Source organism: Streptomyces sp. NPDC088197 (genome assembly GCF_044741185.1).
Lineage (GTDB): Bacteria > Actinomycetota > Actinomycetes > Streptomycetales > Streptomycetaceae > Actinacidiphila.
The window spans coordinates 1-22,334 of record NZ_JBIUSD010000017.1 but is presented as its reverse complement, the minus strand read 5'-3'; the positions used below and the strand labels follow the sequence as shown (position 1 = coordinate 22,334).

General features: G+C 72.2%; 23 protein-coding genes. 4 read left to right on the top strand and 19 right to left on the bottom strand.

Going from position 1 to position 22,334, the window contains the following annotated elements:
• Nucleotides 1–144: 144 nt before the first annotated feature.
• From ACIOC1_RS30055 to ACIOC1_RS29990, 14 genes are all read right to left on the bottom strand, one after another.
• Complete coding sequence (locus ACIOC1_RS30055) at nt 145–897, bottom strand: sirohydrochlorin chelatase (protein ID WP_355338717.1); 753 nt, start codon at nt 895–897, stop codon at nt 145–147.
• Nucleotides 897–1,832, bottom strand: coding sequence for an ABC transporter permease (locus tag ACIOC1_RS30050; protein ID WP_355338720.1), 936 nt, complete (start codon nt 1,830–1,832; stop codon nt 897–899). The genes ACIOC1_RS30055 and ACIOC1_RS30050 overlap by 1 nt, the downstream gene beginning before the upstream one ends.
• Nucleotides 1,819–2,622, bottom strand: a complete 804-nt coding sequence (locus ACIOC1_RS30045; protein ID WP_391048725.1) for an ATP-binding cassette domain-containing protein — start codon at nt 2,620–2,622, stop codon at nt 1,819–1,821. The genes ACIOC1_RS30050 and ACIOC1_RS30045 overlap by 14 nt, the downstream gene beginning before the upstream one ends.
• 73 nt (nt 2,623–2,695) lie before the next feature.
• On the bottom strand, nt 2,696–3,841 hold the full coding sequence (locus ACIOC1_RS30040) for an aliphatic sulfonate ABC transporter substrate-binding protein (protein WP_355338726.1): 1,146 nt from the start codon (nt 3,839–3,841) through the stop codon (nt 2,696–2,698).
• A gap of 261 nt (nt 3,842–4,102) precedes the next feature.
• Nucleotides 4,103–5,467, bottom strand: a complete 1,365-nt coding sequence (locus ACIOC1_RS30035; protein ID WP_401312203.1) for a sulfate adenylyltransferase subunit 1 — start codon at nt 5,465–5,467, stop codon at nt 4,103–4,105.
• Between the two features lie 2 nt (nt 5,468–5,469).
• Entirely contained in the window at nt 5,470–6,405 is a 936-nt protein-coding gene (gene cysD / locus ACIOC1_RS30030; protein ID WP_355338732.1) for a sulfate adenylyltransferase subunit CysD, read from the bottom strand.
• Entirely contained in the window at nt 6,402–6,941 is a 540-nt protein-coding gene (cysC, locus tag ACIOC1_RS30025) for an adenylyl-sulfate kinase (RefSeq protein WP_355338820.1), read from the bottom strand. The genes cysD and cysC overlap by 4 nt, the downstream gene beginning before the upstream one ends.
• Nucleotides 6,942–7,036: 95 nt before the next feature.
• A complete protein-coding gene (locus ACIOC1_RS30020; protein WP_355338735.1) occupies nt 7,037–7,741 on the bottom strand; it encodes a phosphoadenylyl-sulfate reductase in 705 nt (234 codons plus the stop codon).
• Nucleotides 7,738–7,917 (bottom strand): hypothetical protein, encoded by a 180-nt coding sequence (locus tag ACIOC1_RS30015; protein WP_355338738.1) that lies wholly within the window; start codon nt 7,915–7,917, stop codon nt 7,738–7,740. The genes ACIOC1_RS30020 and ACIOC1_RS30015 overlap by 4 nt, the downstream gene beginning before the upstream one ends.
• A complete protein-coding gene (locus tag ACIOC1_RS30010; RefSeq protein ID WP_391048716.1) occupies nt 7,914–9,638 on the bottom strand; it encodes a nitrite/sulfite reductase in 1,725 nt (574 codons plus the stop codon). Before ACIOC1_RS30010 ends, ACIOC1_RS30015 begins: the two co-directional genes overlap by 4 nt.
• 155 nt (nt 9,639–9,793) lie before the next feature.
• Nucleotides 9,794–9,877: a putative leader peptide gene (locus ACIOC1_RS30005; RefSeq protein WP_355338823.1), complete on the bottom strand. Its 84-nt coding sequence runs from the start codon at nt 9,875–9,877 to the stop codon at nt 9,794–9,796.
• 127 nt (nt 9,878–10,004) lie between these two features.
• On the bottom strand, nt 10,005–10,556 hold the full coding sequence (locus ACIOC1_RS30000; protein WP_401857060.1) for a GNAT family N-acetyltransferase: 552 nt from the start codon (nt 10,554–10,556) through the stop codon (nt 10,005–10,007).
• A 229-nt stretch (nt 10,557–10,785) separates the two neighbouring features.
• Nucleotides 10,786–12,063, bottom strand: coding sequence for a GAF domain-containing protein (locus ACIOC1_RS29995; RefSeq protein ID WP_401857058.1), 1,278 nt, complete (start codon nt 12,061–12,063; stop codon nt 10,786–10,788).
• Nucleotides 12,064–12,446: 383 nt separating this feature from the next.
• Nucleotides 12,447–14,084 (bottom strand): acyl-CoA dehydrogenase family protein, encoded by a 1,638-nt coding sequence (locus ACIOC1_RS29990; RefSeq protein WP_401857056.1) that lies wholly within the window; start codon nt 14,082–14,084, stop codon nt 12,447–12,449.
• 18 nt (nt 14,085–14,102) lie between these two features.
• Between ACIOC1_RS29990 and ACIOC1_RS29985 the strand changes: the two genes are divergently transcribed.
• A complete protein-coding gene (locus tag ACIOC1_RS29985) occupies nt 14,103–15,350 on the top strand; it encodes a YihY/virulence factor BrkB family protein (protein ID WP_401857054.1) in 1,248 nt (415 codons plus the stop codon).
• Nucleotides 15,351–15,404: 54 nt separating this feature from the next.
• Nucleotides 15,405–16,097: a helix-turn-helix domain-containing protein gene (locus ACIOC1_RS29980; RefSeq protein ID WP_401312217.1), complete on the top strand. Its 693-nt coding sequence runs from the start codon at nt 15,405–15,407 to the stop codon at nt 16,095–16,097.
• Here ACIOC1_RS29980 and ACIOC1_RS29975 read toward each other — a convergent pair.
• The gene (locus ACIOC1_RS29975) at nt 16,072–16,488 is read right to left on the bottom strand and encodes a VOC family protein (protein ID WP_391048703.1); all 417 of its coding nucleotides are present in this window, start codon (nt 16,486–16,488) and stop codon (nt 16,072–16,074) included. The genes ACIOC1_RS29980 and ACIOC1_RS29975 overlap by 26 nt on opposite strands.
• 491 nt (nt 16,489–16,979) lie before the next feature.
• On the opposite strand from ACIOC1_RS29975, the gene ACIOC1_RS29970 reads away from it, so the two are divergent.
• Entirely contained in the window at nt 16,980–18,224 is a 1,245-nt protein-coding gene (locus ACIOC1_RS29970) for a ThuA domain-containing protein (RefSeq protein ID WP_355338759.1), read from the top strand.
• Nucleotides 18,225–18,414: 190 nt separating this feature from the next.
• Entirely contained in the window at nt 18,415–18,663 is a 249-nt protein-coding gene (locus ACIOC1_RS29965; protein ID WP_355338762.1) for a sigma factor, read from the top strand.
• 43 nt (nt 18,664–18,706) lie between these two features.
• Here ACIOC1_RS29965 and ACIOC1_RS29960 read toward each other — a convergent pair whose 3' ends face one another.
• The 4 genes from ACIOC1_RS29960 to ACIOC1_RS29945 all read right to left on the bottom strand — a co-directional run bounded on the left by ACIOC1_RS29960 (nt 18,707) and on the right by ACIOC1_RS29945 (nt 22,283).
• Nucleotides 18,707–19,819: an ABC transporter ATP-binding protein gene (locus ACIOC1_RS29960; protein WP_401312224.1), complete on the bottom strand. Its 1,113-nt coding sequence runs from the start codon at nt 19,817–19,819 to the stop codon at nt 18,707–18,709.
• Nucleotides 19,816–20,676, bottom strand: coding sequence for an ABC transporter permease (locus ACIOC1_RS29955; protein ID WP_391048694.1), 861 nt, complete (start codon nt 20,674–20,676; stop codon nt 19,816–19,818). Before ACIOC1_RS29955 ends, ACIOC1_RS29960 begins: the two co-directional genes overlap by 4 nt.
• The gene (modA, locus tag ACIOC1_RS29950) at nt 20,673–21,512 is read right to left on the bottom strand and encodes a molybdate ABC transporter substrate-binding protein (RefSeq protein ID WP_401857050.1); all 840 of its coding nucleotides are present in this window, start codon (nt 21,510–21,512) and stop codon (nt 20,673–20,675) included. The genes ACIOC1_RS29955 and modA overlap by 4 nt, the downstream gene beginning before the upstream one ends.
• Before the next feature lie 126 nt (nt 21,513–21,638).
• Nucleotides 21,639–22,283: a lactate utilization protein C gene (locus ACIOC1_RS29945; RefSeq protein ID WP_355338774.1), complete on the bottom strand. Its 645-nt coding sequence runs from the start codon at nt 22,281–22,283 to the stop codon at nt 21,639–21,641.
• Nucleotides 22,284–22,334 lie beyond the last annotated feature (51 nt).

Here is a 22,334-nt window from a genome sequence, read left to right as displayed (position 1 = left end):
ACCTGGTGATCCGGGGCCGCTCCGTACGCCTATGACGCTATGGGGACGCGGGGCGCCGACCCATCCGGCCTGCTGGTGACTTCCGGGAGGGCGGGCTCCCCCTCAGGGGTGGGGACAACCCCACCATGGCCGGGAAGTTGGCCCTTACACCGACACCAGTCGGCGCGCGGGCAGCAGCGCCTCGTCGTACCGGCGCAGCAGCAGTTCGGCCAGCTCCGGCGCGGCGCCGAGCACCGGCGCGAGCACGTCGGCGCCCGCCTCCCGCGCGCCGCGGGCGATCCGGTCGGGCAGGAAGCCCGGCGCGATGACGTACGGGGCCACGGCGATCCGGCGGACGCCCTCGGCGCGCAGCGCGCGTACGGCGTCCTCGGTGCGCGGCAGGGCGGCGGAGGCGAACGCGGGCCGCACGGCGCGCCATCCGGTGCGCCGCCACTCCCGCGCGATGTCGGCGATCACCGCCCTGGCCTCCGGGTCGGTGGAGCCCGCGGAGGCCAGCACGACACCGGTCGAGGCGCGGTCGCCCGGCCGCAGCCCGGCCTCCGTCAGCCGCCGCTCCAAGGTGGCGACCAGCAGCGGCGACGGGCCGAGCACGTCGGCCTGCGTGATCCGCAGCCGGGAGGGGGCGTCCCGCAGTACGGCGGGGATGTCGGCCTTGGCGTGGAAGGCGCGGGTCAGCAGCAGCGGAAGGGCGACGGTCTCCCGTACGCCCTCGGCCGCGAGCCGTTCCAGCACCTGGGGCACCGAGGGAGCGCAGAAGTCCAGGAAGCCGGTCTCGACCCGCAGACCCGGCCGCGCCGCCCTGACCCGCCGGGTCAGCGCGCGCACGGTCTCGGCGTGCCGCGGGTCGCGGGAACCGTGCGCGATGACGACCAAGGGGGGCCGGGCGGCGGGGCGCACTACTGCTGGGCCCCGGCGGTCAGGCCGCGGCTGCGCAGCACCCAGCGCTCCAGCGGGCTGAAGATGATCTGGTCGATGGCGATGCCGACGAACAGGATCAGCAGGATGCCGAGGAAGACCCCGGCCATGTCGGAACCCTCGCGCATGTTCTCCAGGTAGCGGCCGAGGCCGACGCCCAGGTCCGGTGAGGACGCGATGAGTTCGGCGGCCATCAGGGAGCGCCAGGAGAACGCCCAGCCCTGCTTGAGGCCCGCGACGTAACCGGGCAGCGCGGCGGGCAGCAGGATGAACCAGGCGCCGCGCAGGCCGGTCGCGCCGATGGTGCGGCCCGCGCGCAGGTACAGCGGCGGCACCTGGTCGATGCCGGACACCAGGCCGTTGGCGATCGACGGCACCGCGCCCAGCAGGATCACCGTGTACATCGCCGAGTCGTTGATGCCCAGCCAGATCACCGCGGCGGGCACCCACGCCACCGACGGCAGCGACTGGAGCCCGGACAGGATCGGGCCGATCGCCGCCCGTACGAACGGCACACGGGCCACCAGCAGGCCCAGCGGGGTGCCGATGGCCAGCGCGGCGACGAAGCCGAGCAGGCCGCGCTGCACGCTGGTCCAGATGATGGAGAGCAGGTCGCCCTCGTTCCACCGCTCGGACAGCGCCTGGCCGACGGCGTGCGGGCTGGGCAGCTTCGTCGGGTCGGAGAAACCGCCCCACACCGCGAGCTGCCAGACCACCAGCACCAGCAGGATCGCGGTGACCGGCGGCAGCACCTTCTTGAACAGGATCTCCCAGAAGGGCGCCCGCCGGACCTCGACGGTCTCCAGCGCGTCGAGGCCCGCTTCGAGCCCTGACAGGTCGTGCCGGTCCGCGGCGCCCGGCCCGTCCGTCTTCCCGAGCGGGACGGCGCCTTGCGCGGACGTCTCAGTGCTGGCCATGGCGGCGGATCTCCCCACGCAGTTCTTCGGTGATCTCGACGGACAGGTCCGCCACGGCCGCGTCCTCGATACGGCGCGGCTGCGGGATGTCGATGGTCCACTCACGGGCGATCCGCCCCGGCCGCGACGACATCAGCACGACCCGCTCGGCGAGCCGTACCGCCTCCCGGACGTTGTGCGTCACGAACAGCACCGACAGGTCGGTCTCGGACCAGATCCGGGTCAGCTCGTCGTGCAGCACATCGCGGGTGATGGCGTCCAGCGCCGCGAACGGCTCGTCCATCAGCAGCAGTTGGCTGTCCTGGGCGAGCGCGCGGGCCAGTGCCACGCGCTGCCGCATACCGCCGGACAGCTCGTGCACCCGCTTGCCGTACGCGCCGCCGAGCCGTACGAGGTCCAGCAGCCGCTCGGCCTCGGGGCGGCGCTCCTCGCGGGGCACGCCCCGCAGCCGCAGGGCCAGTTCGATGTTCTTGCCCGCCGTCAGCCACGGGAACAGCGCGTGTTCCTGGAACATCAGGGCGGGCCGCCCGCCGGGCGCCGCGATGGCGCCCGCGGACGGCTTGTCGAGTCCGGCGACCAGATTGAGCAGGGTGGACTTGCCGCACCCCGAGGCCCCCAGGAGGCAGACGAACTCACCGGGCCGCACGTCGAGCGTGATGTCGTCCAGCACGAGTTGCCGGGCGCCGGGCCTGCCGAACGCCTTCGACACATGGTCGAGCCGCGCGGCGTACGCCTCGGGCTCCGCGGTCTGCGCGTCGGCACTGGTGAGGGTGTCGGCCATGGGTGTCACCTCCTGGGGTCCTACGGGGCGGGTGCGGTTGACGCCGCTACGGGTCGTCGGGGGGCGGGTGTCGCGGGCGGGGCTACTGAGCGCCGAGCCCCGCGGCGTCCACCGTCGGCTTGCCGTCCGCCGTGAGCACCTTGTTGAGCAGCGTCAGGTCGTACAGCCCGTTGAGCTTCGGCGCCTTGAGCAGACCGGCGTCCACGGCGTGCTGCGCCTCCTCGCCCGCGGTCTTCGCCAGCGGGTCGTCCAGCACCTGGATGGACTTCCAGGCCGGGTCGAGGACGTTGGCCGGGAGCGCCTTCTGCGTCAGCTTCTTGAGCTGCTCGTTCGCGTCCGCCTTGGCCTTGTCGGGGTTGGCCGCGATCCACGCGTTGGTGTTCACCGAACCGCGCAGCACCGCCTCGACCACGTCCGGGTGCGCCTTGAGGAACTTCTGCGACACGATCACATTGGTGATCACGAACTTGTTGTCGGGCCACAGCGTGCTCTCGTCCAGCAGCACCTTCGCGCCCTCGGCGACCAGCTTCGACGCGGTGGGCTCCGGCACCCACGCGCCGTCGATGGAGCCCTGCTTGTACGCGTCGGGGGTGATCTTGTTGTCGGTGCGGACCACCGACACATCGCCCTTGCCGCTCTGCGCGTCGACCTTCCAGCCCTTGGTCTTGATCCAGTTCAGCAGCGCCACGTCCTGGGTGTTGCCGAGCTGCGGGGTGGCGATCTTCTTGCCCTTGACGTCGTCCAGCGTCTTGATCTTGTCGGGGTTGACGACGAGCTTCACACCGCCGGACGCCGAACCCGAGATGATCTTCAGGCTGGCGCCGTTCGACTTGGTGTAGCCGTTGATCGCGGGGGAGGGGCCGATCCAGCCGATGTCGATGGAACCGGCGTTGAGCGCCTCGATCTCCTCGGGGCCCGCGTTGAAGGTCAGTTCCTTGACCGTGGTGGCGCCCAGTTCCTTCTGGAAGATGCCTTCCTTGAGGCCGACCAGCGGGGTGGCGTGCGTCAGGTTCGGGAAGTAGCCGATCTTGACCTGGTCGGCGGAGAGCTTCTTCGCGTCGGCCCCGGCACTGGCGGCCGGCGCGGTCGTCGCGTCACTCGACTTGTCGTCGTTGGAGCCGTAGCCGCAGGCGGCGAGAGCGCCGAACAGGATCGGCAGGGCGGCGGCCGCGGCGGTGAGTCTGCGGCGGCGGAGGGCGCGGGATACGGGACGGGACTGGGCAGACACGTGGGTGTCCTCTCGTAAGGCCCGGCGTGTCGCGCTCGTGGTCAGGGCGCGGCCGGAAGTTCGTCAGGTCTTCGAAAGCAGTGCAACGGGGGCCGCTGTGCGCGGCGCTGGGGTACGGCGGCGGTCACGGCGTGCCCGTGGTCCGCGGCCGGGCGCGTCAGCCCACACATCGTGCGACCCCGCCCGTACCCGCGCCGAGCGAGCCGCTGCCGACGCGGCCGCCCTCCTTCGCGAAACCCGAGAAGGCATCCTGAGTCATCGTCAGAAGTCCCAACCCTCGTCGTCGGCCGCGCCACCCGCGGCCGGATCCGTCTTCTCCGCGAACGCCTCGCCCGCCATGCCCGCGGTCAGCGTCGTACCGTCCGCCGGGTCGATCAGCAGGAAGGAACCGGTCAGCCGGGAGTCCGCGTACGCGTCCACCGGCAGCGGCTCCGCGGTGCGCAGCAGCACCGCTCCGATGTCGTTGACCTCCAGCTCGGCGGGCTCGTTGTCGTGCGCGAGACCGTGCGAGAGGTCGATCCGGTACGGCAGGCCCTTGACGATCGCCTTCACCGTCCGGGTGGTGTGCTTGAGCAGCACGCGGTCGCCGATCCGCAGCGGACGCTCGTGCAGATGGCACACCGTGGCCCTGATGTCCTGGGTGATCGCGGGCGCCGTCGCGGTCGGCGCGATCATGTCGCCGCGCGAGATGTCCAGGTCGTCGGCGAGCAGCACCGTCACCGACTGCGGCGCCCACGCGGTGTCGACGGCCTCACCGAGCGCGTCGATCCCGGAGATCGTGGTGGTACGGCCCGACGGCAGCACCGTCACCGCGTCGCCGACGCGCAGCAGCCCCGAGACGATCTGGCCCGCGTAACCGCGGTAGTCCGGGTGCTCCGCGGTCTGCGGCCTGATCACGTACTGCACGGGGAACCGCGCGGGGCAGCCGGTCAGGTCGTGGCTGACCGGGACCGTCTCCAGGTGCTCCAGGACGGTCGGGCCGCCGTACCAGTCCATGTGCGCGGACGGCTCGACGACATTGTCACCGGCCAGCGCGGAGATCGGGATCGCGGTGATCTCCGGGACGCCCAGCGAGGCCGCGTAGGAGGTGAACTCCTCGGCGATGGCGGCGAACACGGGCTCCGCGTAGTCCACCAGGTCCATCTTGTTGACCGCGAGCACCACGTGCGGGACACGCAGCAGGGCCGCGACGGCCGCGTGCCGCCGGGTCTGCTCGATCACGCCGTTGCGGGCGTCGACCAGCACCACGGCCAGCTCCGCCGTCGAGGCGCCGGTGACCATGTTGCGGGTGTACTGCACATGGCCCGGGGTGTCGGCGAGGATGAACCGCCGCCGCGCGGTGGCGAAGTAGCGGTAGGCGACGTCGATGGTGATGCCCTGCTCGCGCTCGGCCCGCAGGCCGTCGGTGAGCAGCGCCAGGTCCGGGGCCTCCTGGCCGCGGCCGAGCGACGCCCGCTCGACCGCCTCCAGTTGGTCGGTGAGCACCGACTTGGAGTCGTGCAGCAGCCGCCCCACCAGCGTGGACTTGCCGTCGTCGACGGAGCCCGCGGTGGCGAAGCGCAGCAGCGTGGTGGCCGACAACTGCTCGGCGGTGAGGGGGTTGGTGGGACCCGTGGTGGCGGTCATGGTTAGAAGTACCCCTCGCGCTTGCGGTCTTCCATCGCGGCTTCCGACATCTTGTCGTCGGCGCGGGTCGCGCCCCGCTCGGTCAGCCGGGAGGCGGCGATCTCGGTGATCACCGCGTCGAGCGTGGTGGCCGCGGAGTCGACGGCGCCCGTGCAGGACATGTCGCCGACCGTGCGGTAGCGCACCTGGCGGGTCTCCACCGGCTCACCGGCCTTCGGGCCGCCCCACTCGCCCGCGGTCAGCCACATCCCCGACCGGTTGAACACCTCGCGCTCGTGCGCGAAGTAGATCTCGGGCAGCGCGATCTTCTCGCGGGCGATGTACTGCCACACGTCCAGCTCGGTCCAGTTGGACAGCGGGAAGACCCGTACGTGCTCGCCCGGCGCGTGCTTGCCGTTGTAGAGCTGCCACAGCTCGGGGCGCTGGCGGCGCGGATTCCACTGCGAGAACTCGTCGCGCAGCGAGAACACCCGCTCCTTGGCCCGCGCCTTCTCCTCGTCGCGCCGACCGCCGCCGAACACCGCGTCGAAGCGGTGCTCCCTGATGGCCTCGGTCAGCGGCACCGTCTGGAGCGGGTTGCGGGTGCCGTCGGGGCGCTCGCGCAGCCGCCCGTCGTCGATGTACTCCTGCACCATCGCGACATGCAGCCGAAGGCCGTGCTCGGCGACCGTACGGTCCCGGAACTCCAGCACCTCGGGGAAGTTGTGCCCGGTGTCCACGTGCAGCAGCGAGAACGGCACCGCCGCGGGCGCGAACGCCTTCAGCGCCAGGTGCAGCATGACGATCGAGTCCTTGCCGCCGGAGAAGAGGATCACCGGCCGCTCGAACTCGCCCGCCACCTCCCGGAAGATGTGCACGGCCTCGGACTCCAGCGCGTCCAGGTGCGAGAGGGCGTACGGGCTGTCCGTGCTTCCGGAGTGCGCGACGGCGGCGGTCATATGGTGAGCCCCTTCTCGACAAGCAGCGCGTGCAGTACGGAAGCCGACTCCTCGACCGTGCGGCCCTGGGTCTCGATCCGCAGATCGGGGTCGGCCGGGATCTCGTACGGGTCGTCCACGCCGGTCAGGCCGGTCAGTTCACCCGCGGCCTGCTTGGCGTACAGGCCCTTGACGTCACGCACCGAGCAGACCTCGACCGGTGTCGCGACATGCACCTCGACATAGCCGGTGCCCTGCTGCTGGTGGCGCTTGCGGACGGCCTCGCGGCTGTCGGCGTACGGCGCGATGACCGGGACGAGCGCCAACACGCCGTGCGAGGCGAGGAGTTCGGCGACGAAGCCGATGCGCTGCACATTGGTGTGCCGGTCCTCGCGGCTGAAGCCGAGGCCCGCGGAGAGGAATTCGCGGATCTCGTCGCCGTCGAGCACCTCGACCCGGCGGCCCTGCGCGCGCAGCCGCTCGGCGAGTGCGTGGGCGATGGTGGTCTTGCCCGCGCTCGGCAGACCGGTGAGCCAGACGGTGGCGCCGGTGGTCATCCCCAACTCCTGACTGGTCGTCACTGACTCGGTCGTCACCGCGCCGGTCCGCGCGGGGCCGGCCTTCGTGGCACCGGTCCCCGTCCGACCGGCCGTCACAGGTGGATCCCGCACTCGGTCTTGCCCAGGCCCGCCCAGCGGCCGGCGCGGGCGTCCTCGCCCTCCAGCACCCGGCGGGTGCACGGCGCGCAGCCCACCGAGGCGTAACCGTCCGTCAGCAGCGGGTTGGTGAGGACCCCGTGCTCGGCGACGTACGCCTCCACGTCGTCCTGCGTCCAGCGGGCGATCGGCGCGATCTTGACCTTCCGCCGCTTGGCGTCCCAGGACACCACCGGGGTGTTGGCCCGGGTCGGCGACTCGTCGCGGCGCAGGCCCGTCGCCCACGCCTCGTAGCCGCGCAGGCCCTCCTCCAGCGGAGCGACCTTGCGCAGCGCGCAGCACCGGTCGGGGTCGCGGTCGTGCAGCTTCGGCCCGTACTCGGCGTCCTGCTCGGCGACGGTCTGGCGCGGGCTGATCGTGATGACGTTGACGTCCATCACGGCCGCGACCGCGTCCCGCGTGCCGATGGTCTCGGGGAAGTGGTAGCCGGTGTCGAGGAAGACCACGTCCACGCCGGGCAGCGCCCGCGAGGCGAGGTGCGCGACCACGGCGTCCTCCATCGAGGAGGTGACGCAGAACCGCGGCCCGAAGGTGTCGGCGGCCCAGCGCAGCACGTCGAGCGCGGACGCCTCCTCCAGGTCTCGGCCCGCCTGCTCGGCCAGGGTGCGCAAGTCCTCGGCGGTGTGCTGTGCGGTGGTCACGAGGCGCCTCCATGCGGGGAGTTGGCGGTCGTTCCCCTGGACAGCAGCCCGAGGAACTTCAGCGTGAATGCGCGATTGCAGGCGTGGCATTCCCACGCGCCGTGGCCTTCCTCGGACGGACGCAGGTCCTCGTCCCCGCAGTAGGGGCAGTAGAACGGCGCGGCCCGCTCGCTCATGACAGCTCCTCAGCGGAGGCGCGCGCCGCCCACTGCGCGAAGCGCTCGCCGTCGGTGCGACCGGCCTGGAAGCGGGTCAGCACCCGCTCCACGTAGTCCGGCAGCTCCGCCGAAGTGACCTTCAGACCGCGGACCTTGCGGCCGAAGCCCGCCTCCAGGCCGAGGCTGCCGCCCAGGTGCACCTGGAAGCCCTCGACCTGCTCGCCGTCGGCGTCGGTGACGAGCTGTCCCTTGAGACCGATGTCCGCGACCTGGATACGGGCGCAGGAGTTGGGGCAGCCGTTGATGTTGATGGTGACCGGCTCGTCGAAGTCCGGCAGCCGCCGCTCCAGTTCGTCGATGAGCGAGGCGCCGCGCGCCTTGGTCTCCACGATGGCGAGTTTGCAGAACTCGATTCCGGTGCAGGCCATGGTGCCGCGCCGGAAGGGCGACGGCGTGGCCTGGAGGTCCAGCGACTCCAGACCCGCGACCAGCGACTCGACCCGGGACTCCTCGACGTCCAGGACGAGCATCTTCTGGTCGACGGTGGTCCGCAGCCGGTCGGAGCCGTGCTCGGCGGCCAGTTCGGAGATCTTCGTCAGCGTCGCGCCGTCGATCCGGCCGACCCGCGAGGCGAAGCCGACGTAGAAGCGGCCGTCCTGCTGCCGGTGCACGCCGATGTGGTCGCGCCACTGCCGCACCGGCTGGTCGGGCGCCGGACCGTCGGTCAGCTCGCGCTTGAGGTAGTCGTCCTGGAGCACCTGGCGGAACTTCTCCGGACCCCAGTCGGCGACCAGGAACTTCAGCCGGGCGCGGGCGCGCAGCCGCCGGTAGCCGTAGTCGCGGAAGATGCCGATGACGCCCGCCCACACCTCGGGCACCTCGTCCAGCGGCACCCAGGCGCCCAGCCGCACACCGAGCTTGGGGTTGGTGGACAGCCCGCCGCCGACCCACAGGTCGAAGCCGGGGCCGTGCTCGGGGTGCCGGACGCCGACGAAGGCGATGTCGTTGATCTCGTGCGCCACGTCCAGCAGCGGCGAGCCGGAGACCGCGGTCTTGAACTTCCGGGGCAGGTTGGAGAATTCCTTGCTGCCGATGTAGCGGTCGTGGATCTCGTCGATCGCCGTGGTGCCGTCGATGATCTCGTCCTCGGCGATGCCCGCGACGGGCGAGCCGAGGATGACGCGGGGCGTGTCGCCGCACGCCTCCATGGTGGACAGGCCGACCGCCTCCAGGCGGCGCCAGATCTCCGGTACGTCCTCGATCCGGATCCAGTGGTACTGGATGTTCTGCCGGTCGGTGAGGTCGGCGGTGCCGCGGGCGAACTCCTGCGAGATCTCGCCGATCACCCGGAGCTGGGCCACGGTCAGCCGGCCGCCGTCGATCCTGACCCGCATCATGAAGAACTCGTCGTCCAGCTCCTCCGGCTCCAGGATGGCGGTCCTGCCGCCGTCGATCCCGGGGCGGCGCTGCGTGTACAGCCCGTACCAGCGCATCCGGCCGCGCAGGTCGGCGCCGTCGATGGACTGGAATCCGGCCTTGGAGTAGATCGTCTCAATGCGTGTCCGCACATTGAGACCGTCGTCGTCCTTCTTGGTCTGCTCGTTGCCGTTGAGCGGCGTGAAGTGCCCCATGGCCCACTGGCCCTCACCGCGGTGCCGTCCGGCCTTGCGGCGCGACGCGGCAGCCCCGGCGGCGGCGTCTCCGGCCGGAGTCTGGGGCAGGTCAGGGGTGGAAGCCATGGCGATGCGTCCTTCGGGCAGGCTCGAATACGGTCGATTACGCGCGGGAGCACCCTATGGCCTGGGAAAACGCAGGGCTGTGAAACACAGCGGGGCGGCCGGGGACTCCCGGGCATCCACGACGACGGGGATGGCGGGGAGCGGAGCTAAGTCGGTCAGACCGCCGGACAGATGGCGCTGGACACGCGGCAGAAGTCGACGTGCGGCCGACCTACCAAGGCGATTCCAGTGCGTGACATGACGAAAGCGTGGCATGCGGGTCTCCGGAGAGTCCACCGCCATCCATTATGTGGACCAGATAATCTCACCAGGTGAGAAACTGTGGCGTCGGTCACGCCCCGCCCGGCGCGACCGGCGCGCGGACGGTCACGCGCCCGGCGGAGTGGACGGGGAAGCGGCGACCGTCGTGTCGAACACCCGGAAGCCGCGCCGCCGGTAGTTGTCCAGCGCGTACGGCCCGTCCAGCGAGCAGGTGTGCACCCACACCCGCTCGGTCGGTTCCCTTCCCTCCCAGCGGTCGCCCAGGTCCCAGGCCCGCTCGGTGCCGAAGGACAGCAGATGGCCGCCGAGACCGCGGCCCCTGGAGTCCGGCAGCAGCCCGAAGTACACGATCTCCACCACGCCCGCGTCCTGCGCCCCCAACTCCACATAACCCGCGGGGGTGCCGTGTTCGTACGCGACCCACACCTCGGTGCCGGGCTGCGCCAGATGCGCCCGCCACTGCTCCGGCGGCCACGGCAGCCGGTCCCGCCACGCGCAGTCCGCCCCGACCGCCGTATACAGAAAGCGCCCGAATTCGGCCGACGGGACCTGCGACCGCACGATCCGGACACCCGACGCCTCGGGCGGCACGGCCGCGGCCCGCAGCTCGTCGGGCGAGGTCAGTTCGAGGGACCAGGTGGTCACGGGCGTACTCATGCGGCCCACCCTAGGCGGTGCGGCCCGGCGCCCCGGGCCCGCCCCGGACGCCGCGACCGGGCACCCGGTGGCCGGATCTCGCCCCCGGCCCGCGCCCGTACCGCGCTCCGCGCGCCCCCACCGCGCGGACACGTCCTCTTGACGGCCGCGCCGCCGACTCGTTTCGATGGTCATCACGCGAATGCGGCCGGACACGTACGGTGACCGGCCGCGCCCGGCGGCCGTATGGTCAGCGGCGCGCGGCCAGCACCGCGGGCGCGAGCGAGTGCGGGAGGAGGTCCAACGGGTGGTGCGGACGGATGAGTTCGACATTCACCCCGTCGGCGAAGCGGTACGGCCGGTGCGCCAGCACGCCCGCCAGATTCCGCCGCAGCCGGGACAGCTCCGCGCGCACCGTCACCGTACGGCTCGGATCGCCGAACAAGTCGGCGGCCAGCTCGGCCGCGGTCCTGCCGCCGCGGTGCACCGCGAGCACGAACAGCAGCTCCGCGTGGCGCGGACTGAGCTGCTGCGCCCAGCTCCCGGCCGCGCCGCTCACCGTCACCATCCAGTTGCGCGGACGGCTCACGTCCAGCACCACCTGGCTCGCGCCCGACGCCCGCTCGCGGCTGCCCAGCCGTACCAGCCAGCCGCCCGGCAGCGGCTCCACCGAGCACAGGCCGAGCGAGGGCAGCCACATCTGCCCGGCGCTGACGGCCGCGGGCAGTTGCAGCCGGTCCGGCGGCGCCATCCCGGCCACCGCGGCCACCCAGCCGTTGGGGTCGACGGCCAGCGCCTGGCCCTCCATCCGGGCCAGCAGCGGCGCGGCCACCGACCGCAGCCGCTCGACCGCCGCCCAGTGCCTGGCCCGCAGTTCGCCCTCGGCGACCCTGGCCACCGCGGAGACCAGCGACAGATTCGCCGGGTGCGCGGTGGAGGCGGGACCGGTCACATTCACCACGCCCAGCAGCCGTCCGTCGCGCGGATCGTGCAGCGGGGCCGCGGCGCAGGTCCAGCCGTGCAGATTGCGCACGTAGTGCTCGGCCGAGTGCACCTGGAGGGGGGTGCCGGTCACCAGCGCCGTGCCGATCGCGTTCGTGCCGACCGCGTCCTCGGCCCAGCTCGCGCCCTCGGCGAAGCCCAGCCGGTCCGCGAGGGACTTGCGGGACGCGAGGCTGCCGTCGCGCCACAGCACCCGGCCCTCCGGGTCGGTGACGATCATGATGTGCCCGGCCACGTCCGCGACCGCGTTCAGACCGTCGCGCAGCAGCGGCAGCAGAGCGCCGAGCGGGGTGGACTGCCGCCGGTACTCCAGCTCGTCGGTGCCCAGCAGCCCGTCGTTGCGACCGGTGTCCGGGTCCAGGCCCCGGCTCAGGGCGCGTGTCCATGACTCGCCGATCACCGGCCGCGGCGGCTTCGGCGGCACATCACCCGCAAGAGTGGCTTCCCGGACCGAGGCCAGCAGGTGCGCGGACGCGCGGGCGTCCATCGCGTCCCTCCGGCCGACCTGGATCGGAAAGTGTGTCACGTCGCCCCCGCCCTGCGTGCTCTCCGTCTTCCACTGCCCATGGTGCCGCCGTACGGGCCCGGCCGTCGCGATTTCCCTCCCGTCCACCGGAGGTCCCCGCACGGCCTGACGACATGTGCAACGGGCTGCAACCATTGCGAGCGTACGCGACTTCGACGGAGAGTGACGCGGCGTCACCGGCGCGCGGCAGCCCCCCGCCCGCGCTGCCGGGACGGTCGGCCTGACGGCCCAACAGACCGGGGGTGGTGCCGAGTCGGCGCGGCGCCACCCTCCGTGGGCGCGGCGGCGGAAACCTTTCTGCTCCCCCTTCGGGGGGCGAGCGGAGGGACAGCCGCTGCCGCGCCGTTTTCCGTTCCGCCGCGACGGGACTTCGCGGACGCGCCCTAGGACTGGACCGGGCGGGCGCGGTCGACGATCGCGGACAGGTCCAGGGTGTGGGGGAGGGTGCCGAAGGTGGCGCCCCAGTCGTGGCCGAGGCGGGAGGCGCAGAAGGCGTCGGCGACCTCGGGGGGCGCGAAGCGGACCAGGAGGGTGCCCTGGAGGACCAGCGCCATGCGCTCGACGATGCGGCGGGCGCGGGTCTCGACACCGTCGAGGTCGGCGAGTTCGCCGAGGAGGTCCTTGACGGCGCCGTCGAGGCGGTGGTCGGCCCCGCGGGCCAGCCCCAGCTCGGCCAGGAAGGCGTTGAGGGCCAGCGGCTCCCGCTGGAGGACGCGCAGCACGTCGAGGGCCTGGACGTTCCCCGAGCCCTCCCACACCGAGTTCAGCGGCGACTCGCGGAAGATCCGCGGCATGCCGGACTCCTCCACGTAGCCGTTGCCGCCCAGGCACTCCAGCGCCTCGGCCGCGACGACCGGACAGCGCTTGGTGACCCAGAACTTGGTGACGGCCACCGCCAGCCGCCGGAAGTGCCGCTCCTGCTCGGTGTCCGCGTCGCAGGCCGCCGCCAGCCGCAGCGCCGTGGTCGTCGCGGCCTCCGACTCCAGCGCGAGGTCCGCCAGCACGTTGCGCATCAGCGGCTTGTCGGCCAGCGGCCCGCCGAAGGCGCTGCGGTACGTGGCGTGGTGCACGGCCTGCGCCACCGCCTGCCGCATGAGGGCGGCCGAGCCCAGCGCGCAGTCGAGACGGGTCGCCGCGACCATCTCGATGATGGTGGCCACCCCGCGCCCCTCGTCGCCGACCCGCCGCGCCCACGTACCGCTGAACTCCACCTCGCAGGAGGCGTTGGAGCGGTTGCCGAGCTTGTCCTTCAGCCGCTGGATCGCGAAGACGTTGCGGGTGCCGTCCGGCAGCACGCGCGGCAGCAGGAAGCAGGTCAGCCCTCCCGGCGCCTGCGCCAGGACGAGGAAGCCGTCCGACATCGGCGCGGAGCAGAACCACTTGTGCCCGGTCAGCGCGTACGCGCCGTCCTCCGCCAGCGGCTCGGCGTGCGTGGTGTTGGCCCGTACGTCGGAGCCGCCCTGCTTCTCCGTCATGCCCATTCCGAACAGCGCGCCCGGCTTCTCGCCGGCCGCGACCAGTTGCGGATCGTAGACCCGCGACCCGAGCCGCGGCTCCCACTCGGCGGCCAGCGCCGGGTCGGTGCGCAGCGCGGGCACCGCCGCGTGCGTCATCGACACCGGACAGCCGTGCCCGGCGTCGACCTGCGACCAGACCAGGAACCCGGCGGCCCGCCTGAGGTGCCCGTCGGGCCGCGACCAGGCGTCGGTGAGACCGGCGCTGACCGCGTGCCCGAGCAGCCGGTGGTACGAGGGGTGGAAGTCCACCTCGTCGATCCGGTTGCCGTAGCGGTCGTGGGTGCGCAGCACGGGCGAGTACGTGTTCGCCTCCTCGCCCCAGCGCTGTGCCTGGGCGGATCCCGCGGCCTTGCCCAGCTCGCTCAACTCGTCCGTGATCTCCGTGAGCCCGGCCGGATCGGCGTGGCGGGCCACGGCCTCCACGAGGGCGCTGTCGGTGCTGTACACGTCATGGCCGACCAGCGGCGGAGCCTGATTGGTCACCGTGTGAGTGAGGGTGCTCATGGCAGCTAACGTAAGGGGGTGCAAGCAGTCGAAGAAAGAGGCCATCGTCGCCCGAGCAGGTGGCGCCGGGCTCGGGTGGTGTACCGCAACGTCTCCAAGCGCAAGGTCGCTTGGCTGCTGCTGAAGGACACCGTCAACTCCTGCATGGAGTACCGGGTGACCGGCCTCGCCGCCGAGGCGGCCTTCTTCGTCCTGCTGTCGCTGCCGCCGCTGCTGCTCGGCCTGGTCGGCGCCCTCGGCTACGTCGACACCGTCATCGGCCTCGACACCATCGACCACATCCGGCACAACATCCTCACGGCGTCCTCCACCGTGCTCTCCGACAAGGGCGTCAACCAGCTCGTCAAACCCCTGGTCGACGACGTCTTCCACGGCCGCCGCCCGGACCTGATCTCGCTCGGCTTCCTGATCGCCCTGTGGTCGGGCTCCCGCGCGGTCAACGTCTTCGTGGACACCATCACCATCATGTACGGCCTGGAGGGCCGCCGCGGCATCGTCAAGACCCGGCTGATGTCGCTGGTGCTGTACGTCGTGGCGCTGATACTGGGCGCCGCCGTACTGCCGCTGGTCGTCGCGGGACCCGACGCGGTGGTCGACGTGCTGCCGGGCGGCGAGGGCGCGGTCGCGGTGCTGTACTGGCCCGCCGTCCTGCTCGCCACGATCGCCTTCCTCACCACGCTCTACCACGTGTCGGTGCCGGTGCGCTCCGCCTGGTACGAGGACGTGCCCGGCGCGCTGATCGCGCTGCTGATGTGGGTGGTCGGCAGCTTCGTCCTGCGGATCTACCTCACCCACACCGTCGAGGGACCGACGATCTACGGTTCGCTGGCCGCGCCGGTCGCCGTCCTGCTGTGGATCGGCGTGTCCGCCTTCGCCGTCCTGGTCGGCGCGGCCGTCAACGCGGCCGTGGACCGGGTGTGGCCGTCGCTGGCCACCGCCGCGGCCCGCGAGGAGAACGCCAGGCTGCGGGAGGCCGCGGCGGCCGAGGTCGTCGCGCAGGCCGCCGCCCGCAGGGCCGCGTACGCAGGGGACGAGGACGGCGACCCCGACGACGACCCGCCCGCCGAATACCCCGAGCGGTGGGCGGAATTCCTGCCGCACGCCGATGTGCGGTCCCGGCTGCGCCGCCGCCCCGACGTACCGCCGATGGCTCCGGCGCCCCCGCCCGCCCGGCACTCGGCCCCGCACCGCTCGGCCTCCCGGCCCGCGCCTCCGCCGCCCGCCGCGCCCCCGCCGCCGATGCCGCCCTTCCCGCCGGAGCTGTGACGCGCGGCTCGGCTCGGCGGGACCGGCGGCCGGGTCGCGGTGCACCATGGAGGCATGTACGAGGAACGTGCCGCCGCGGTGCCGGGCGTCACCGTGTGGACCCGTGAGAACGGCGGCGGGTCCTACCGCGTGCTGCCCGACGGCTGCATGGACCTGATCTGGTACGACGGCGGCCTGCTGGTCGCGGGCCCCGACACCCGCGCGTTCGTCGCCGACGACGCGCCGGGCGGCTCGTACGCGGGGCTGCGGTTCGCGCCGGGGCTCGGCCCGCTGGTGCTGGGAGTGCCGGCCCGCGAGCTGCGCGACCGCAGGGTGCCGCTGGACGCGCTGTGGCCCGCGGCGCGCGCTGGACGGCTGGCGGACCGGCTGGGCGGCCGGGACGCCGCCGCCGTCCTCGACGCCTGGGCGGTGACGCGGCTCGGCGCGGCCGGGCCCGTCGATCCCCTCCCGGGCGGCGTCGCCAGGGCGCTGGCCGCGGGCCGCCCAGTGGGCGCGATCGCGGCCGGGACGGGCCTGGGGGAGCGGCAGTTGCGCCGCCGCTGCGAGGCCGCGTTCGGCTACGGGCCCAAGACGCTCGGCCGGGTGCTGCGGCTGCAGAGGGCGCTGGAGCTGGCCCGCGGGGGCACCGCGTTCGCGCAGGTCGCGGCGGTCGCGGGCTACGCCGACCAGGCCCATCTCGCGCGCGAGGTCAAGTCGCTCGCGGGCGTGCCGCTCGGGCGGCTCATCCAGCCGACGGCTCCGGCATAGCGGCGAAGAGGTCGACGGTGTTGCCGTCCGGGTCGTACACGGCCGCGTAGCGCTGGCCCCAGAAGGCGTCCCACGGCTTGAGGTGGCCCGTGTGCCCGGCCTCGGTCAGCTCGGCGTAGGCCGCGTCCACGCCCTCGGGGGCGCCGCAGTCGAAGGCCAGCGACATCCGGGAGCCGGTGGCGGGCGACCAGTCGGGGTCGAAGGAGCGGACGGTCTCCACGGTGTCCCAGGCCAGCCGCAGACCGCCGGGGAGCGTGACCTCGACGTGCGGCTCCGCGTCCGCCGCCGCGGGCAGCTCGATGCCCAGGCGCCGGTAGAAGGCGAGCGAGGCGGCCATGTCCGCGACGACGAGGCCGATCAGATCGATACGGGGCGTGAGGGGTGCGTTCATGCCGTTCACGCTAGGCGGGCCGGGCGCCGGGTGTCTTGAACGAAACGGACACCCGGCACCCGACCTGCGACCCCCCGGCCCCCACCGGGGTTGTGAGCGTCGCCGCGGTCGCGCACCGTGCTCCGCGGGCGACGCGGTCCGAAGGATGCGATGAGGCCGATGGGGACTGATGAAGGCCGATGGGGTCGGATGAGGCCGATGGGGTCGGACGGGGCCCGACGGGGAGGAGTACGGGCCAGTGGTAAGGGGGAGGTATGCGGTGGTGCGTGGAAGGAAAGCTTCTTGTCCGTTGGTTCGGAAGGATCGCCCCACCGGGCCGCCGCGTCAAGGGCTGGGTCAAGGAAGTGAACGAAAAACAACTCACCCCCCGGTCAACGCTGTTACTAGGTCAAGGATTCGACCGCGAGTCATTGACATGAACATAGTCTGGACCTTTCAATCGCGGTACAGGCGCACGTCCCCCACCGTCGCGCACAAGGAAGGTCCCCCACATGATCAGATCCCGCACACAAATACCCTGGTCGCGCACCCTGTTGAGGCTGTTCGCGCTGTTCGCCGTGGTGCTCGGGGTACAGGCGGGGCCCGCGCACACCGCGCAGGCCGCCGACTTCAAGGTGATCGCCTTCTACGACGGCACGTACGACGCCGCCCACATCAACTTCGTCCACGAAGCGAACGCGTGGTTCCCGCAGCACGCGGCGCAGTACGGCTTCTCGTACACCTCGACCAACGACTGGAGCCAGCTCAACACCGCCAACCTGGCCCAGTACCAGGTGGTCATGTTCCTCGACAACGCCCCGCAGACCGCGGCCCAGCAGAGCGCGTTCCAGACGTACATGAACAACGGCGGCGGCTGGATCGGCTTCCATGTCGCGGCCTACAACGACGCGTCGTCCAACGGCTGGTCCTGGTACCACCAGACCTTCCTCGGCACCGGCACCTTCAAGTCCAACACCTGGGGGCCGACCGCCGAGACGCTGAAGATCGAGGACCCGAACCACCCGGCCACCGCGGGCCTGCCCGGCACGATCGCCTCGTCCGTCAGCGAGTGGTATAGCTGGCAGAACGACCTGCGGCAGAACCCGAACATCGACATCCTGGCCTCGATGGACCAGTCGACGTTCCCGATCGGGACCGACCCCAACCAGACCTGGTACAGCGGCTATTACCCGATCGTGTGGACCAACAAGAACTACAAGATGGTCTACAACAACTTCGGGCACAACGCGATGAACTACGACACCAACACCGCGCTGTCGTCCACCTTCGCCAGCGCCCAGCAGAACCAGTTGCTGATCCAGGAGATCCGCTGGGCGGCGGGCCAGAGCGGCCCGGTCACCCCGCCGCAGGGCGGCCCGACCGGCGCCATCCACGGCTACGGCGGCAAGTGCGTGGACATCGCGGGCGCCAGCAGCACCAACGGCGCGGCCGTACAGCTCTACGACTGCAACGGCACCAGCGCCCAGACCTGGGCGGTCGGTTCCGACGGCACGCTCAAGGCCCTCGGCAAGTGCATGGACGTCACCTCGGCGGGCACGGCCAACGGCACCAAGGTGCAGCTCTACGACTGCAACGGCAGCGCCGCCCAGAAGTGGACGCGCAGCGGGAGCACGCTGGTGAACGCCGGGTCGGGCAAGTGCCTGGACGCGACGGGCCCCAGCAGCGCCAACGGCACCCGGCTCCAGATCTGGACCTGCGGCACGGGCGCCAACCAACAGTGGACGCTGCCGAGTTGATCCCCCGGCCGGGCTGATCTCCGCGGCCGGCCGACACCCGAGCGGAGCCGGGCCACGGCCCGGCTCCGTACTCGTACGCCCCACGCCCACCTGAGGCCACACCCACCCCGGATGAACGCGGCGCGCGCCGGTCGCGTATTACTCCCACAGGGGTTGCGGCGTGCGCCGCCCCCGGGGGAGGGGACGACCGGTGACACCGGAAGAACGCGAAACCGGGCAGCACACCGAGCACTACGAGATGCTGGTGTCGTTCGCCCTCGGCCACGTGCGCGACCGCGCGCAGGCCGAGGACGTGGCCCACGAGACGCTGCTGCGCGCCTGGCTGCACCTCGGCCGGATCGAGCCGGGCAGCGCCACCGTCCGCGCCTATCTGCTGACCATCGCCCGCAATCTGCTGGCCGTGACACCGGGGGCCGGCTCGCCGCCGAACTCCCGCTGAGGGCCGCCGCGTCGGTACCGCTGAGCCCCGCCGCCCGGCCGGCTCACGCGGGATAGGCGTGCGTCTGGGCCGCCTTGACCGTCGCCCACACCTGCGCGCCCTCGTGCAGGCCCAGTTCGGCCACGGACACCGCCGTCAGGTCGGCGGTCAGCGGCAGGTCGTCGGCGCTCCCAGTGAGGGCGACACGGATCTGGTCGCCGTGCGACTCCAGGCCGCAGATCCTGGCCCGCCAGGTGTTGCGCGCGCTGGAGTCCGGCCGGTCGGTGGAGAGCGTGACCGCGCTCGGCGGGAAGGCCACGAAGGCGGGCCCCGTCAGCTCCTCCGTGGCGGTCACGGTCAGCTCCGGACCGAGCCGGACCGTATGTCCCTCGGCCTCGCCCCGGTAGAGATTGAGCCCGACCAGCCGCGCGATGTAGTCCGTACGCGGACGGCGGGCGATCTCCGCGGGCGTGCCCTCCTGCACCACCCGCCCGTGCTCGATCACCACCAGCCGGTCGGCCAGCACCATCGCGTCCAGCGGGTCGTGCGTCACCAGCACCGCCACCGCCTCGAACGCGGCCAGATGGCGGCGCAGCTCCGCCCGTACGTCCAGCCGCGCGCGGGCGTCCAGCGCCGCCAGCGGCTCGTCGAGCAGCAGCAGCCGCGGCCCGGTCGCCAACGCCCTGGCCAGCGCCACGCGTTGGGCCTGCCCGCCGGACAGCCGCCGCGGCTTGACGCCCGCGTGGTCCGCGAGCCCCATCCGGTCCAGCAGATCCGCCGCCCGCGCCCGCGCGTCCGCCTTGGACGCGCCGTGGCAGCGCGGCCCGAAGGCGACATTGTCCAGCGCGGTCAGATGCGGGAAGAGCAGATAGTCCTGGAAGATCACTCCGACCGGCCGGTCCTCGGCCGGCACCCGCCGCCGTACCGCCGGTTCCTCCAGCGTCCGCCCGTCGAGCCGCAGATGGCCGCCGGACAGCGGGGCGAGACCGGCCAGCGTACGCAGCGCGGTGGTCTTGCCCGCGCCGTTCGGACCGAGCAGCGCCAGCACCTCGCCGGGCGGCACCGACAGCCGTACGTCCAGCCGGAAGGTGCCGCGGTCCAGGACGAGACGCGCGTCGAGGCCGTCGGCGTCCTCGGCGCCCCGCACGTCGGGCCCGTCCCCCTTGTCGAGTCTCATGACGCGGCCGTCCAGCGTTCGCGCAGCCCGGCGAGGACCGCGACGGAGACCGCGAGCAGGACGAGGCTGAGCGCGATGGCGGCGGCCGGATCGTCCTGGAGCGCCAGATACACCGCCAGCGGCATCGTCTGCGTACGGCCGGGGAAACTGCCCGCGAAGGTGATGGTCGCGCCGAACTCGCCCAGCGCCCTGGCCCAGGCCAGCACCGCGCCCGCCGCGACACCCGGTGCGATCATCGGCAGGGTGACCCGGCGGAAGGCGGTGAACCGCGAGGCGCCCAGCGTCGCCGCCGCCTCCTCGAACCGCGTGTCGGCCGCCCGCAGCGTCCCCTCGACGGTGATCACCAGGAACGGCATCGCCACGAACGTCTCCGCCACCACTACACCGGCCGTCGTGAACGGCAGCGTGACGCCGAACGCCGAGTCGAGCCAGCGCCCCACCACACCGTTGCGCCCCAGCGCCAGCAGCAGCGCCACACCGCCGACCACCGGCGGCAGCACCAGCGGCAGCGTCACCAGCGAGCGCACCAGACCGCGGCCGGGAAACGTCGTACGGGCCAGCAGCCACGCCAGCGGCACCCCGAACACCAGCGACACGGCGGTCGCCGTGGTCGCGGTCTCCAACGACAGCCGCAGCGCCGTCCACACCTCGGAACTGGTGAGCTGCGACGGCAGGCTCCGCCACGGCGCCCGGATCAGCAGCGCCAGCAGCGGCAGCAGCAGAAAGACGAGCGCGATCAGCGCGGGCAGCAGCAACGGCAGCGGGACACCGCCGCGGCTGCGCACGAAGCGGCGCCGCGGCCGGTGCCCGGGAAGTCCCGGACCGGCCGCGGCGCCCCACCGCTCCTGACCGGTCACGGGTTGAGGAAGCCCGCCCCGGTGAGCACCTTCTGGCCCTCGGCGGACCGCACCAGCGCGATGAACGCCTGCGCGGCCGTCCCGTTGGGCGCGTTCTTCAGCTCCACGATCGGGTACGTGTTGATCGCCTTCGCCGACTCGGGGAAGTCCACGCCCTGCACCTTGCCGCCCGCGGCCTTCACGTCGGTCTTGTAGACCACCGCCGCGTCGACCTCCTTCAGCTCCACCTTCGTCAGCGCGGCCTTCACGTCCTGCTCGTAACTGACCGGCGTCAGCTTCAGCCCGCTGTCGGTCAGCGCCGTCTGCGCGGCGGCCCCGCACGGCACCGTCTTCGCGCACAGCGCGACCTTGAGGCCGGACTTCGTCAGGTCCTTCAGCGACGCGATCTTGTCCGGGTTGCCGGGCAGCGTCGCGATCTCCAACTGGTTGCGCACGAAGGGGGCGGGAGCGCCCGCCGCGTCCTTGGCGTCGGTGACGATCTTCATCGTCTTCGTACTGGCCGCCGCGAAGACGTCAGCGGGCGCGCCCGAGGTGATGCTGGCCGCGAGCACGTCGCTGCCGCCGAAGTTGAACGTCACCTTCGTGCCGGGGTACGCGGCCTCGAACTGCTTGCCGAGCGTCGTGAAGGACTCCTTCAGCGACGCCGCCGCGAACACGGTCACGGAACCGGTGACCTTCGGCGTGGTCGCCGACGCGGAAGCGGAGGACGAGGCGGAGGGGGACGACGACGAGGCGTCGGAACCCTTGTCCGAGGACGAGCAGGCAGTGAGCGCCAGCAGTACGGCGGCGCCGCCGACGGCCGCCACCATGCCGCGGCGCCGTTCGGTACGGATCATCACAGGAACTCTCTCTCTGCCGCGCACCAGGTCATTGTGACGATCATAGTGACGCATCTGCGAGGGATAAGTCTCCTGGCGCATTGCATAAGCCGCGTGATCCAGCTGTCCGCCTCGTTTGTGCGATCACACAACCATGATGACGTCCAGGGTGCGGGGGCCGTGGACGCCTTCGACGCGGTCGAGTTCGATGTCGCTGGTGGCGGAGGGGCCTGAGATCCAGGTCTGGGGCCGGGTGGGGTCCAGGCGGGGGAGGGCCTGGGGGACCGAGGCGACGATCTGCGCGGGGGTGATGACGCAGATGTGGTGGTCGGGGACGAGGGTGATCCGGCGGCGGCCCTGGTCGGGGGAGGTGTCGAGCACGATGGTGCCGGTCTCGGCGATGGCCAGCGCGCAGCCGGTGATCACGGTGTCGATCGCGTCGAGGTCGTAGGTGGTCTGCTCGGGCCGGTCGGTGTGCCGCTCGGTGTCCGGGCCGATCGCGTCGAGCCAGTGCGCGGGCAGGCCCTGCGGGGTGACGACGCTGCGGCTGCCGTGCTCGGCGATCAGGCGGGCGACGGTCGCGGGCAGTCCGGTCTCGTCCGTGTGGTGGACGTGGGCCCGGTAGTCGGTGAGGTTCTCCGCGAGGAGGGTCGCGGTCTCCTGCGGGGTGCGGTCGGCGTGGGTGTGCAGGTAGTCCCTGGTGAGGGGGGTGTCGTGCGGGCGGTCGTCGCGGGGGACGTCCGCGAGGGCGTTGCGGATGCGGGTGAGGACGGTGTCGCGGGAGGTCACTGGCCGTTCTCCTTGGTCTGGGGGTGGTTGGCTGGTTGGTTTTTCTGCCAC